The organism is Lysinibacillus sp. RU7 (assembly GCF_057837305.1).
In genome coordinates this window covers 33537-48711 of the sequence record NZ_JBYQFK010000009.1, presented here as the reverse complement: position 1 = coordinate 48711, position 15175 = coordinate 33537, and the positions used below count along the sequence as shown (strand labels likewise).

The following is a 15175-nucleotide window of genomic DNA, read 5'->3' as shown; positions in this document are numbered from 1 at the left end:
TTGAACAGTAGCTCCTAAGACATATTGTTCGTTTATTGTCTATAAAAGTTAATGGTAAAGTAAGGGGCCCCTTTGTTCGTAAAAGCTACACCGACAAGGACATGTGTAAAGTGAGGGCGCAAAATATTTTCACGGTGACCTGCTGAATTCATTAATGCCTCATGTGCATAAATGGCACTATATTGCCCATAGGCTAAGTTTTCACCGTACCATGAGAAAGCTAATCCCCCTGCATCCATCCGCTCTTTAGCACTCTCACCATCCAGATTTGTATGGCTAAAGTATTGGTGCACAACCATATCCGCACTATGATCACGCCCAATGGCATTATAGTCGGGTGTATAGATTAAAGGGTTTAATCCTTCTGCAACACGCGCCTGGTTAATGAGGTGGACCATCATTTCTTCCATCGAATCACGATAGGCACTCGACATGTCCGTACGGAAGAAGCCTGTTTTCGATGCTTCTGTTGCTGCTGCTACCCATGTGACGGAACGGACTGTATTGTGTTTGAAAATATCATAGAAAAATGTCACATAGTATTGGCCGATTTTATACGTATTGCTTAGTATATTGCCGGATTTATCGGTATAGTTTTGCGTGTAGTTTGTATTGCCTTTTTTGATAGAGTCGAGTGGTTTACCGTATTTACGTTCCACAACGGACCGGCTATCCCCAATGTTAATCCCGAATACAGACTGACCCGCTCGTGTTTCATAGCCCCCCACTTCTTCGTCATGAGCATAACCTACTAAATGGAAGTTTTCGTAATCTTCGTTTGCCATATTCCATAGCATGTCATATTCAGACTGAAAAGATTTATATGCTTCTTGCTTTGGCGTATCCACCGTTAGGAAGGGGATATTGATTGTTTTATTCATTGGATTGCCAGTCGTATCACGAACAAGTGGTGACACAACTAATGTATACGCCGTGTTATACGCTAAATTGCTCGTTGGTTTTATCGTTAATGTATTTTGAGAAACGGACGCTGTGACCTCCATTTTTGTGGAGCCTTGGGTGATATATACGTTATTTGCAATGGAACTAGGGTCAATACTACGGTTAAATGTAATACTCCATTGTTTATCCAACGCTACATTTGAAAAGTTTGTCCACGTGTTTGCCGTAGCAGCTTGTGAAAACGATGTAAGGCATAGGATGACAGCGATCGTCATCATGATTGTTGTAAGTGTCCTCATACTATACAGCCTCTTTTATTATGATTTTGTCTATGGTTGTTAGTTCCTTTATTGTGAGTAAACGATGAAAAAGTATACAGCTTAATATGTATTAAAAACTTCGATATTGTGCAAAAATGCCGACATTTATAGTGTCCATACCGCAGTCGAGCAAAACCTCGCGTTATCCGGTCAAAAACCCTCGGTACGAGCAAAACCTTGCCGTATCCGAGCAAAAGCCGAGTGTAAACGGTCAAAAAGCTACGGTATCCGAGCAAAAAGCCGCGTTATCCGGGAACATTAAAATGCACATATAGAATACACATAAATCGCGTAATATAAGAAAAATTTTTTTACCGATTGAAAAGCTTGATTTGTTTTTGTGCAATAAAATCAGCTGCATCGATATTCCTAAAAGGTCAGTATTCTTAACTGGTAAAAAGTGTATAATAAACGAAATTTTATTAATGCTATTTTCACATTATAAACGAAATGGTTATGAAATTTAATAGGGATGAATCTGTCTAAGTGTTATATCGTTATTACTTAGAATAATATTTTGATATATTTTATGTTTTTGTGACTAGTTTACATAAAATGTACTTTTAGGTATATTAAACTTAAAATTCAGTTAATTTTAGAACGGGGAGTAATTCAATAGAGCGGTAAGAGTAAAAGACGATTGGAGGGAGAAAGTATGGGGTTTAATATTGGACAAATGTTAGCAAATCGGGCTAGTTTACTAGGAAGAAAAGAAGGTTTCGTACGCAGTCACACACGGTTCACTTTTACAGACATGAACAACCGGGCAAATACGATTGCCCATTTTCTACTGGAAAATGGTTTTAAGAAGGGGGATAAGCTAGCGATCGTTTGTAAAAACAATGAGGACTTTGTGGCGGTATTTTTCGGAGCCGCTAAAATTGGCGTAATCTGTGTAGCGGTCAATTGCAAGCTACAAGCAAAAGAAATGGCAGCCATTTTTAATCATAGCAGTGTCAAAGCTGTCATGTATGACGAGGCATTACAACCAATCATTGAGCAAACAAAAGCGGAAACGACGATTCGTTATTATATATCGAATGGTACAAGCAATGAGGCGAATGTCATTGCAACGATTGTACAGCGTTATCCAGCCGATGAGCCCATCTATCAATCGTTTGACGATGAACCAATCTTAATGATGTATACATCAGGGACAACGGGTAATCCGAAAGGTGCGATGATCTCGCATCGTAATTTGCTTGCTGCTGCGGTTAGTCTTTCTACAACGATTACATGGTGGGAAACGGACCGATTTTTACTCGTTGTGCCGATGTTCCATATTGCGGGCTTTGTGCCGCTGATTACAAATATTCATACAGGGGCGACAACGGTTTTAGCAGAGGATTTTGAGCCCATTTCGGCATGGCATACGATTGAAAAAGAGCGGATTACAACGATGATGTCTGTGCCGGAAATGCTTGCTTCACTCATTAAAGCCCTTACAATTATGAAGCCTAATCTATCCACCCTTCGTACGATTACATGTGGGGCGGCAAGTGTACCGCAGCAAATTATCGTCGTGTTTAAACAGTTTGGTATTCCTGTCCAACAAGTATATGGGATTACAGAGTATACAGGTAGCTTGACGATGTGGCGTAGCGAATTTGATGAGCAGAAATACGGCTCAAAAGGAAAAGCGGTGATGTATGGCGATATAAAAGTGATTTCGCTTGAAACAGGTGAAGTGCTACCTCCGTATGAAAATGGTGAAGTGATTTGCCGTGGACCGCAAACCTTCCTTGGGTACTATGCAAATGAAGAAGAGACAAAGCAAGTGCTAAAGGACGGCTGGTATTATACAGGGGATATCGGTCATTTAGATGAGGAAGGTTTCTTATATTTAGTAGACCGTTTAGAAGACATCATTGTCAGTAATGGTGAAAAAATTTACAGTGCCGAGCTGGAATCCGTGCTCCTGAAGCATCCAGCTGTCGCGCAAGTAGCCGTCGTCGGTGTGCCCGATGCGTATTTTGGTGAAATCCCAAGGGCGTATGTAGAATTAGAAGAAAGGATGCCGTGCACGGCCGAGGAGTTGATGGATTTTTGTCGTCAACAATTGGCCGCATATAAAGCAATTAAGGAAGTCGTCTTTGTCGAACAGCTCCCTCGGAATACAGTCGGGAAACTCGTCAAAGGTCAGTTAAGAAGTTTACAAAACAAGTAATCTATCAATAAGGCGATTCAAGTTATGAACCCATTCCATAACTTGAGTCGTTTTTTATGATAAAAAATCGTTTATTGATGAACGTTTATAGAGTTTTAACCGATATAACGATTATGGACATTCCTTCTATTGAAAATCTCGAAAATGTTTACATACAATCATCTCTTCTGACTAGAAAGGAGAACTAGACGATGGAGAAAAAGAAGCTACAAAAGTTAAACAAAGCAGCGGTTGCAACCGTGTTAGCAGCTAGTGGTATTACGGTAACAGCTCCTGTTGTGCCGACAAAGGCAGCTACAATATTTAAAGATTTAGATCCGAATGCAGATTACTATAAGCCCGTTATGGAATTATACAATCGCGGCTATATTAGTGGATTCCAAGACGGTACATTCCGTCCACACCAGGCAATTACGCGCGGGGAATCGGCGAAAATGCTCGCGTTAGCATTGAATTTAAATATCACGAATCTTAAAAATCCAGGATTCCGCGATATCCCAGCTACCCATGAGCATTATAAATATATCGCGGCCCTTGCGAATGAGGGCATCATTAATGGCTATAGCGATAAAACATTTCGCCCGAATGAACCGATCAACCGGAACCAAATGGCAAAAATCATTGCACTCGGTTATGAATTCCAGTTATCCCATAAGCTCACACATGACTTTAAGGATGTATCGGAGTCAAATGACAATCGTTTCTATATCCAAACGTTATACGATCTAGGTATTACAAAAGGGACGACGGGCATTACGTTTGCACCATACGGGCTCGTAACGCGCGGTCAGCTGTCAACCTTTATTTTGCGTGCTGAAAATACATCGGCAGAAAAAGTAAAGCCAATTAAGGAAATTGGCCACGTAGAAGGCTCGTATGTGTACATTAACGGCATTAAATACCGCGTCGATGCAGCCCTACGAGATATCATTAACGATACGAATGCTGCTGCTTTAAAGGGAGCGCATATTGACGGGCAAATTGTCGGGGAAACATTAAAAACGATTTCTACTTTAACGCTAAATGCACAGGGTAAAGAGGGACGCAATTTAACCTTTGATGGAAATAACTCGACATTCTCAGGACAGTTAATCGTACAAGGGCACTATATTCATTTTAAAAACTGGACGTTAACAGGTCCTGTCACAATTGCCGAAAAACCACGCCGTACGCTTAGTGATTTCGCCAACCCATGGCAAAATAAACGAGTAGCTAGTATAACAGGATTTGGCTTTATTGATTGGGAAAAACCGACGGATACGACGGAAGAGGATGACGACCCAACGTATAATGGGGGCGGCAATGATTTAACCGAAAAGCCATCCATTAACCCAGGCGATAAAGTTGTACAACGTATGCCGGTTATTGAAAATTATGTGGATTTTTCCAACTGTTCATTACGCCGTCTTGTCATTGAAGCAAACCGTACATACGTTTCCTCAACAAACAAGCTACCACATGTAACCGTACAAGGGTGGGTGCGCCAATTCGAAATGTATGCCCATATCGATACACTTTATATTGAGTCAGATGTAGCGACGACGATGTACGGGGTAGGGAATATCGGGACAATCTATAAAAATAGCTATAAAGATGTGTACTTTAACTCAGGTAGCCAGGTCAATTTAATTGTTGTGGATAATAGTAGTGGTTGGATTGATTTAGGTGATCATTTCTATGTTGATAAAATCATTATTCCACCAAATAAGCTGCCGAATGATATTTTCAATGATTTTGTTAATGACAACGACAACATTGGCGATTTGGAGGATCCCAATGGAGAAGATGTCGATCGTGAACCGGAGGACGACGTCATTGTGCCTGATTTAGAAGCACCAACGGCAGAAATCGTCAAAATTGATGTCCAAGGCTCTTCGATGACAGGGACAATTAAATCATCTGAAGACGGCTACTACTACTATACAATCCGAAAAGCAGATGAACGCATTCCAACGATTCGTGAAATTATCGAAGAAGCAAAAACGACCACACTTAAAACATCTGGCACAGGCTGGATTGATGCAGGTATAAACAAAACGATTACAGCAAGCGGCTTAGACGAAAATGAAGAGTACGTGCTGTACTTAGTCACAAAAGACGAAGCTGATAACTTCTCTGATAAGGTGTCGAAATCGTTTACAACGAAGGATGGGACGCCGCCAAGTATTACGGCCTTAGATGTTACGCCCCTACCAGGCGGAAAAAGAGCAACAGTGTCTTTTACTGCAACGGAAAGAGGTCGTTATTACTATAGACTAGTGCCAAAAACAGGCGTTACAGAGCCACCAACTGTCGACGATGTCATCAACAGCTCAGGTTCTTTATCTGGCAATGGAACGGCGAGTGAAGGGGCCAATACAATTAAAATTGATGGCTTAACATATTTAACTGAATATACAATTTATATGGTAATGATAGATGAAACAGGCAATAAAACAGAAGGTGTAATAAGTGATACTTTTACTACACGTGAATTAGATGATGTATTACCTACAGTAAGTCCGGATATCAAAATTGTTGGCAGTACAACAGCTGAACCAACAGTTATTCAATTAACATTTAGTGAGATGATGGATCAAGAAACAGCTGAAAAGGTTGGAAATTATGTATTGAGTGGTACAGGTAACTTAACAGGAAATCCATATTCAGCTAAGTTAGAAAGTGATGGAAGAACTGTAACTTTACTTATTCCTTCCATGGCTGCATTTGTAAATAATGATACATTAATTGTAACTGTACAAAACGTAACAGATATTGCAGGGAATGCAATTTTAAAAGGAGCTAGTACATCAATTGCCAAATACACGCATCAGAGTGATACAAAACCTATAATTGAAAGTTTAGAAGCAAACAGTTTAGGTATTAATAATGGTAATGAAGCTATAGAGACACAATTTTCAACTAAGTTAACGGGAACATACTATTATATGATTGTTCCAGTGACACCTACAGATAATAATCCACCAGAAAATATTTTTAAACAACCGACCATTTCTGAAGTGGTATTCCCACAAGATTATAAATTACCTGTAGGATCTAGTGCTGAAAAACTTAATGTAAACAATTATCCTCAAGGTACACCTGTATTATTAAATAATCAGACTATCCTTTATGGTAAAGGAACAGCTAATGAGTTAACGAATAGTTTTCAATTGCTTCATCCTAAATTAGAACTTGATAAAAATAAAACAGGTTATAAAATCTATATGGTTTTACAGGATCGTAATGGGAATTATTCGGCTATTAAAGAAGCGGATTATATTAAAGATAGTGACAAGCCTCAAATTGTTAAAGATAAATCATACTTTGTGAACCCTAATGATGCGAGTGCATCATATAAGAATTTCTTCTATAGAGATAATTTTGTGCCAAACGAATCTGGAACATTTGAGTTTCGCATCAAATTCTCTGAACCAATGGATCCAGTATCTTTAACAAACCGTTTAAATTATAAACTAGAGGGTTTAGCGGCAGAATTTTTAGATGTCACTTCTGTTACGATGGGGTCAGATAGTAGTACAGCAGTTGTTCGTATTAAAACCAAAAATGCACAAGCGTTTAGCGAGTATTTATTAAAGCAAGACTATGACTTATTGATTAAAGTAGATGGTGTTTTAGACTTTAATAAACTACAACCTGTTAATGACCAAATATCATTCACGTATATAGATAAAATTAAGCCTATATTACAACCGAATGGAGAAGGTATAAAGGCATTACGTGATTATTCAATTAGCTTATCGAACGATGACCTTTATATTAAATTAACGTTTAGAGAAAATATTGGGACATTTGATGAATCTGACTTTACGATCTCTTCTTCACTAGGAGGGAAAGCTTATACTGTAGCCGATGTTGTTTATGCAAAAGATGGGAAAAATAAAGATGTAAAATCAGAGCTAATTTTAAAAGTCGAAGGTTCTACATTAACTCAAGATGAAGACTTGATTATTACGGTTGGTAATGGTGTTAAAGATGCGTATGGAAATACTATGTATATTGCTGATAATCAATATAATCAAGCGATTTACAGGTATAGAAATATTGCAGCAAAAATTGAGGATGCATACTTAGACCCATCCAATATTAATCCAGGTAATATTAAATCAAGTAACAATGCATTTATATTGACAACAGTAGCGAGGATGGGGGAAAAAGCAAAATATCATTTTACAGTGAGATCTAAGTTAGAGATTGAACCAAAAACTGTTCAGGATATAATAAATTCGAATAAATCTAATTCATCTGCTTTTGGTTCTGCCACAATAGAGACACCAGGTAAATATCAATTATTAGATGCTAGATTAACATCTGGAATTCCCGAAGCTGTGTTTATTGAAGGGAATATATTATACTTGGTAGTAATAGATGAGTATAATAATGTTTCTAATATAGATAAATTTGAGATTAAGCCGTTGAAATAATAGAGTGGTTGCAAAGTACCTGCCAATTTATATCAAAGAGGATGAAGCAAATAGGGACTATTAATTTCAACATTGTTGATATTAATAGTTAGATAAAACTAAATAATTGTATTTTATATGGTTATTAGGTATTGGTATTGCTTACTTGGTGAAATGAGATAACTGAGCTAGAGCTACTATTTAAGTTATTCGATAAAAATATAAGGATTAATTAAGAGCTTGTCAGGGCATCAATGTCTGGCAAGCTCTTTTGAGTAAGTATTTTTAGCTGATGTTTTTTCACACCTACTTTTTTCAACCGCCAAATCATCCATTCGTCAAAATCGATATACAACATATTTATAAATAAGCGTCAATTATCAAAAAAATATCAGATTACACTTATTTTAAATTAAGTTGTATAGCAAAATCGATCGTTTTGAAAAAACGCACTTTTTTGCACAACGGTTCAACATCATGTAGATTTATTTTTCGAGTGAAAGTTAGCGGATGGGGCCTCAAAAAAGACTATGCTGTTTTTTCGCGACATAGGAAGCCGTGTGGAAAAGGAAAATCAAACTTCTTTTACAATGAATTTCTTCATCTATCAGTGTTTATTGCCATAAAAATGATAAGTCTTTTGTCTTGTTTTATTCCCGACTTTTAATAATTGAGGAGAAAAAAACGTGTGATTTAGGGGGCTTTTTCAAGCATTTTTCGTTCGTTTTCGTATCGAAAAGGGGCAAAATAGATGGAAGGAAGCGAGCTTTTTACAACAGAAAGGAACCAGCTTAGAAACGATTCTAAACTGATTCCTCACTAGTTTTATTAAATAGCCGCTTTTTTAGTGCTCGTTGGCCATAAAATCCCGATAAATGCTCCAATAAGCGCTGGTAAAATCCATCCAAGCCCAATACTATAAAGCGGTAGATGATCCACGTAGAATAATTTAATGGACTCTAACAAAGGAACAGCGGCACTTGGTAAACTAGCTACTAATGTGCTGTAGCCATCGAAGAAGCTGACACCAAAAGTGAAGAGCATTGTGAGGGCGTAAACACTTTGCTTATGTTTGAATAAAGGTGAGCAAAGGGCTAATAAAATAAGCACAATTGCTAAAGGATACAGTAACATTAATACAGGAACCGCATATTGAATAATGTTGTTCAGACCAAAGTTGGCAATAGAAAATGACAGAAGACATAGAATCAGAACGAACCATTTATAGCTTATTTTTGGATAGATATGATTAAAGAACTCACTACAAGATGTAATTAGTCCGATACTCGTTTTTAAACAAGCGAGTACGATAATAATGGCTAATAAAATCGCGCCGAATGGACCGAAATAATGCTGCGCTACTGCAGCAAAGATCAAGCCACCATTATCGTATGTCCCGATCGCGGATACACTAGATGCCCCCATATAAGTAATGAGTCCGTAAATGAGTACCATCAGGACCATCGCGAAAATACCCGATTTCCAAGTCGCTTTGGCAATTTCTTTTGGATTCGTAATACCTCGACTCTTAATCGCCTTAATGACCACAATCCCGAATGCGAGTGATGCTAGCGCATCCATCGTGTTATACCCTTCTTTAAAGCCCGTGATAAAGGCTAAACTGCTATAGTCCCCAGTTGGTTGACTGAACTGCCCCATCGGTTTCACGATAGCAATGGCAATTAACATGAATAAAAACACTAAAAAAGCAGGTGTTAAATATTTGCCTATATAGTCAATAATTTTTGCTGGATTCAAAGAAAAATAATAGACAATTGCGAAAAATACAAAGCTAAACAACCCGAGATATAAACTACCGTGTACCGGATTGATATAGGGTTCAAAACCTACGACGAACGGAACTGTTGCTGTCCGCGGAATGGCGAAAAATGGTCCGATTGTTAAGTAAAGTGCTACGGCGAAGATAGTGCCGAATAATGGATGGACTCGACCGGCTAAGTCACGTAATCCATTGCTCCCCGATAAACCAAATGCTAAAATCCCCATGAATGGTAGGCCGATTGCGGTGATGAGGAAGCCAATTAAGGCAGGCCAAAAATTTGTGCCAGCAAGTTGTCCCATTTGGATAGGGAAGATTAAATTACCTGCACCAAAGAACATGCCAAACAGCATGGTCCCAATGATGGCATAGGTGGAAAATGATACTTTTTGTTGCATACTTATGCTCCTTCTAGATGAATTTCAACTAATTTTAACACCTCTTTAGGGGGTTCGCTATAGTAATTGGAGAAGGCACTATACTATGAACATGGCGCGGCTTTTAGCTCATGTTAGGTTGTATTGCCCGTATGGTGGGGCGTTATGCTCGGATACGACGTTTTTTTGCCCGGATACGATTGAGTTATGCTCGGATACAGCAGGCTTTTTAGGGCATAGGCAAGTGAAGGCTTGCGTAAGATTTAGTTTAATCATCCAAAATGAACCCCATTCCTTCATCTTTCGTTACACATTTGAGGGGGGATTGTGATGAGAAGTGTGCTGATCTTATGTCTATGTTTCATGTTAACTGGTTGTGCTGGGCTGGCTGATTATACAATTGATTTAGAAAATGGGTATCGAATTGACCGACTATCAGCCCATCAAATGGCCATATATGGAGATGAGCCTGTACACTCAGATGATAAAACGAGCTTTAATTATTTGTATGTTCCGGCTAAAGTGACCGATGTTTGGTGGGACGAGGAATATATAGTGGCGAAGCAAATCATATTAACAGATGATGAAAATGGTTATGAAAAGCCTTCGAATGATGACATGTCATATTGGATCATTGATGTAAATAATCATCAAGTTTTGGGTCCATTTGATAAAAACGAGTTAGAAAATGAAACAAATAAATTAGGGTTAACTGAACTAATATCATTAAAACCGATTAACAAATTAAAGCAGGTTAAATGAACGTAGATGTGTATAAAGAGATGACAAAGTTCAATAAATGTCATCAAATTGTAATTATGCTTCACTGGCATTCATTTAAATTAGAGCAGATGATCGGGGTGAGATCTACATTTATCGCAATCGAGGGTAGGAGTACGTATTAAAGCATACGCAAGCGCTTATTTTATTGTTGGAGATTGGGAAGGGAGTACCAAGTAGATTTTTGAGGTTGCTGATGGAACGGGACGTCAGTTTTAAGGGGGAAAACTGACAATCCCTTTTTATGTTAAAAATAGTATTGAAATCAACTAATTTTAAAAAGTATTATAACGATATAATCGTCTTGATATAGCTCTTAGCCCTCCTTCGATTATGCTTTAGAGTTTTACCAAGGGCTCTTAATTTTCGGCCATTTTTTCGGTATTATTTTCTCCGCTACTTTTCCAACTTGTTGGCCAATATTTTCAATTTGTTTACCCCAATGTTCTACTGTATTTGAGATATTGTCAGTTAATCTATCGACATCTATCCCAAGTTTATTTGCTAAATCTTGAAACGATCCAACACCTGGTATTAATATGGTCATCGGGAACATACCATAGAAAGCAATTTTATCTAACATATTCATAATATCTCTACTTGTTAATGGTCTCCATCCACCATATGCTTCCTGATCATAACCTACACAGAATTTTATTTGTCCGGATTCAATTAAATAGCTTATGGAGGCTTTATTTCTTAAACAATTGAAGAAATGCTTACTCCCTTCTTCAAAAGCTGTTTTTAAAGCTACTGGAAGAACAGCTGGTGCAGTTGCAGGGAGATATACCATTTCAGCAACAAATGGTGCTAGTATAATTGCTGCATAAGCTGCCGCTTCTTCTAAGCAAGCTTCAATCTCTTCTCGTACCCGATCTTCTAAATTTTTAGGGAAAACAACTCTACCATATAGTAAGAATTCTGATTCACGATAATTTAAACAAAAACCAAATTCATTATCGCACTTCGTTGCCTGAAATTCAGGAACACCTCTTTCACGTATAAAAGGAATTTCTAATTTAGCCTCAGTTAGAGGATTGGGATCAGTACATATCGGGATAGTGAGATCTTGATTTTGTGGTTGACAACATTTCTGTCCCCCTATCATTCTACATTTAAACTTAATACCATTATGGACAAATTCATCTTCTCCCTCTATCGTACCTCCCGGAATAGGGCTCCTGCCGTTTGGAATAGGTACTGGAATGGGGGTTCTGCCATTTGGGATAGGTATTGGAATAGGAGTTCTGCCGTTTGGAATAGGTACTGGAATGGGGGTTCTGCCATTTGGAATAGGTAACGGAATAGGGGTTCTGCCATTTGGAATAGGTAACGGAATGGGGCTCCTTCCATTTGGAATAGGTATTGGAATAGGCACTGGACTGGATCCATACGGTGTAGGAATTGGAGTAGGTCCGTTTGGCCAAGAGGTATTTGGAAATGGGTTGTTTTGAGGAGGTAAATACATCTTCTCACTCCTAAAAAAAGTTATACGTCATATCCTATGTATAATCTAATAAAAGGTGAATGTAACAATTTTCAATGAATAATAGCTCATGTACTCACTTCTTATCTCTTTCGTTGTTTAATATGTAAAAATTACCTACTATACTCTCTGTTTTGTAAGACGAGGTATGGAATTTTTATAATCTAAAGATTAAAGCCTGCACTGCCAAGATTAAATTTAATATACTACGATGGATTGAAATCCTAATTTGTTTATTTATTAAAACTGAAAGGAGAATGCTAGCGATGTATTTTGGTTTTTATCCAAATGGGTTGCTATACAATCCAAACACCCTTACTCAATTTCCACCTATTAATTCATTCCCATCAATGCCACCACCTCAGATACCTGGAGGACTAGGACCTTATCCTGTTCCAGGAGGCTATCAAGTACCTGGAAGAATGCCAACTGTACCAGGAGGAATTTCTCCAACTCAAGGAAACGGAGCTCCCACATCTCCTCCACCTCAATATAAACCACAAAAACCTCAAACGGCAGAAGGATTTGTCTACATGATAGATCCAGTTGTTATGCAACCTTGTCTGTATAGATATACGTATATTTGGTTAAATGATGGAAATGAGTTCTGGTATTATCCTGTTGTTATGGGGGCAAGCTCTGTTGGAGGGTATATCTGGAATGGTGCATGGCTTTATTATGCATTGGATTTAAATAGGATAGTCAGTGCTAGTTGTCCATAATAGTAAATTGATTTTAATATCGGAAATAATACTAATTAGCTTACTTTCTAGCCTTTTAAATTTTTTAAGGTGAGTAATTCTATTCTACTGATGGGATAAAAATCAAATAGACGAATGATATTCAGAGCTTGTCGAAGGGAATCCTCGGCAAGCTCTTTTTAGTGAGTGGGGAGGCGTTTTTTCTTTTTCGTTCCGCGCATATAGACATAGATAATGGTGTGCATTATACAATGGAAGTAGATGTAACTGTTCGCAATACAAAAGGGCAAGAATTTGCAACGACGGTAATCGGCATTTCAGACGCCCCTTTGCCTTATGCACCTTACACTTCTTTCACCACTGTATGCGCAAAGCGGTCGTGTGGTAAAATGGCGCCGTCTTGTTCTTCAAAGTGGTGGCGGTCCTTTATATAATCGAACGTGCTGATGGTATCGCGGTACACGATGCGTTTCGCAATTTGGGCATCCGTCAGTTTGGAGCCATCCTCATTTTCAAGTGCTAGTCCCATCGCTTTATACCCAATCGTTTGGCCGCTTTTTCGCAATTGGGCATATTCTAATCCCCACATGACAACAGTCGGCGTGATAACATTATGAACTGCTTCATTTTTAATTTTTTTTCGTAAAAAATATTCCACGCCTAATGTAACGGCTGTCGAAATGGCTAAATCAATGGCGATAGCTGCTGTACGTTTCTTTGTAATCGATTGCATTGAAAACATCCTTCCGTCTGGTATTTATTAGTTATACGATTAATGTGATAGAAGGTTTCATTTCAGTATAATGAGGGAGTAATAGCTTTCTTCCGTGTTTACCTATAAAACAGTGTTTAATCAACCGTTTTGCAAGATCAATCTATACAAGTTCTTCTCATTTGATAAACTAATAGTATGAAGCTTTTTATTTAGGAGGGACTATAATTGAAAGAGACATGTAAAAATGTAAAGAAACCGATTGTATTATTTAGTGGTATTGGCTTGTTTATTGCGGGTCTATTAGATATTAAATATAAAGGACTACTTTATCGATTCATCCAAAAAGTAGCGTGTACGAATAAGTCGTAATTAGAGGATAAAGGTCTGCTAGAGAGTACTAGCAGACCTTTTAGTTTTTTTAGCTATAAACGACATCCACATGGTAAGGGGCGATTAATTGATTTCTGCCTCTTTCTTTTGCGATGTATAAATGCTGATCCGCTGTATCGATTACTTCTTGTAGCAAGTATCCCTGTTTCAATTTCGCTAAGCCAATTGAAATCGAGATGTGAATATGGTGAGCAGGGTCTATTTCAAATGGCGTATTGTGCACATGTTGACGCAACTGTTCCAACGAAAGAATCGCTTCTTCTAACGTTGCAGCCTCCAAATAAACAATAAATTCCTCTCCTCCGTACCGAGCAATCATCATATTCTCCTCTTTTTGTTTTGTAAAAATAGAGGCGAGCTCAATTAACACATGATCTCCAGCTACATGTCCATATGTATCATTAATCTTTTTAAAATGATCGATATCAATCATCGCAATGTATGAATCTTTTATTGAAGTGCTTCTTTTGACTTCGATTAATTCGATAAACTTTCTTCGGTTTAAGAGATTCGTGAGCTGGTCATGCCAAGCCATCCATTCTAATTGCTTTTTATAATAGGCTTTGTTATATTCCGCTTTAATAAAGGAGTAATAGGTGAAAGCGACTGCAAGAAATGATGTATATCGGATTAAGAAAATATTTTTAAATACTTCCCATCCATTAGGAACAATAAAGATCATCGGAAAATCAGAAATCAGCCAACAAACGGTAAGGACAAAGATTTTTTCATAGAGGTTATTAAATCTTTTTGTTAGAGTGTAAAAAAAGAGTACAAATAAGGTTGGTGCAACCATCCCAGCTAAAATACCTGGTAATGCCCCAACGCCCCCCATGAAATAACGCCACGTACAAACGATTATGAGCGTGGATAGTGTGATTTTCCAACCTCTAAATATAGCTAAAAATATGAGTGGAATTAAGCGTAAATCAAACTTATAGCCATCAATTTCAATCGGTAAGTAAAACATACTAATAATAACGGTTGAGAAAAGTAAGACGATGCAAATAGAAAGAACCTGTTTAGATAATCGATTACTTTGACTCAACAACATACTCATGAATAAGTGTCCTAGTAATATAATGGCTAGGTTAGATAATATTGATTGAACCATAAGCTTCTTATCCCCCTCTATATAAAGTGAAGAAATATA

Annotated in this window: 10 protein-coding genes; 5 read left to right on the top strand and 5 right to left on the bottom strand. The window is 37.8% G+C overall.

From position 1 onward, the window contains the following. Window positions 1-32: 32 nt before the first annotated feature. On the bottom strand, window positions 33-1202 hold the full coding sequence (locus AC3II9_RS08435) for an Ig-like domain-containing protein (protein ID WP_489154780.1): 1170 nt from the start codon (window positions 1200-1202) through the stop codon (window positions 33-35). 676 nt (window positions 1203-1878) lie between these two features. On the opposite strand from AC3II9_RS08435, the gene AC3II9_RS08430 reads away from it, so the two are divergent. After that, complete coding sequence (locus tag AC3II9_RS08430) at window positions 1879-3390, top strand: class I adenylate-forming enzyme family protein (RefSeq protein ID WP_489154778.1); 1512 nt, start codon at window positions 1879-1881, stop codon at window positions 3388-3390. Window positions 3391-3581: 191 nt separating this feature from the next. Next, window positions 3582-7814 carry an S-layer homology domain-containing protein gene (locus AC3II9_RS08425; protein WP_489154776.1) on the top strand — a complete coding sequence of 1411 codons (4233 nt, stop codon included), beginning with the start codon at window positions 3582-3584 and terminating at the stop codon, window positions 7812-7814. Window positions 7815-8621: 807 nt separating this feature from the next. Here the strand turns inward: AC3II9_RS08425 and brnQ are convergent. Then, the gene (gene brnQ, locus AC3II9_RS08420; RefSeq protein ID WP_489154774.1) at window positions 8622-9971 is read right to left on the bottom strand and encodes a branched-chain amino acid transport system II carrier protein; all 1350 of its coding nucleotides are present in this window, start codon (window positions 9969-9971) and stop codon (window positions 8622-8624) included. 309 nt (window positions 9972-10280) lie between these two features. Between brnQ and AC3II9_RS08415 the strand changes: the two genes are divergently transcribed. Further along, window positions 10281-10712, top strand: coding sequence for a DUF3997 domain-containing protein (locus AC3II9_RS08415; RefSeq protein WP_489154772.1), 432 nt, complete (start codon window positions 10281-10283; stop codon window positions 10710-10712). A 364-nt stretch (window positions 10713-11076) separates the two neighbouring features. Here AC3II9_RS08415 and AC3II9_RS08410 read toward each other — a convergent pair whose 3' ends face one another. Next, a complete protein-coding gene (locus AC3II9_RS08410) occupies window positions 11077-12198 on the bottom strand; it encodes a hypothetical protein (protein ID WP_489154771.1) in 1122 nt (373 codons plus the stop codon). A gap of 284 nt (window positions 12199-12482) precedes the next feature. Between AC3II9_RS08410 and AC3II9_RS08405 the strand changes: the two genes are divergently transcribed. After that, on the top strand, window positions 12483-12938 hold the full coding sequence (locus tag AC3II9_RS08405; RefSeq protein WP_489154769.1) for a collagen-like protein: 456 nt from the start codon (window positions 12483-12485) through the stop codon (window positions 12936-12938). A 322-nt stretch (window positions 12939-13260) separates the two neighbouring features. Here the strand turns inward: AC3II9_RS08405 and AC3II9_RS08400 are convergent, their stop codons facing one another. Continuing rightward, on the bottom strand, window positions 13261-13650 hold the full coding sequence (locus AC3II9_RS08400; protein ID WP_489154768.1) for an RDD family protein: 390 nt from the start codon (window positions 13648-13650) through the stop codon (window positions 13261-13263). 207 nt (window positions 13651-13857) lie between these two features. Between AC3II9_RS08400 and AC3II9_RS08395 the strand changes: the two genes are divergently transcribed. Next, complete coding sequence (locus AC3II9_RS08395) at window positions 13858-14001, top strand: hypothetical protein (RefSeq protein ID WP_489154767.1); 144 nt, start codon at window positions 13858-13860, stop codon at window positions 13999-14001. A 49-nt stretch (window positions 14002-14050) separates the two neighbouring features. Here the strand turns inward: AC3II9_RS08395 and AC3II9_RS08390 are convergent, their stop codons facing one another. Further along, a complete protein-coding gene (locus AC3II9_RS08390) occupies window positions 14051-15136 on the bottom strand; it encodes a diguanylate cyclase (protein ID WP_489154765.1) in 1086 nt (361 codons plus the stop codon). Window positions 15137-15175: the final 39 nt, after the last annotated feature.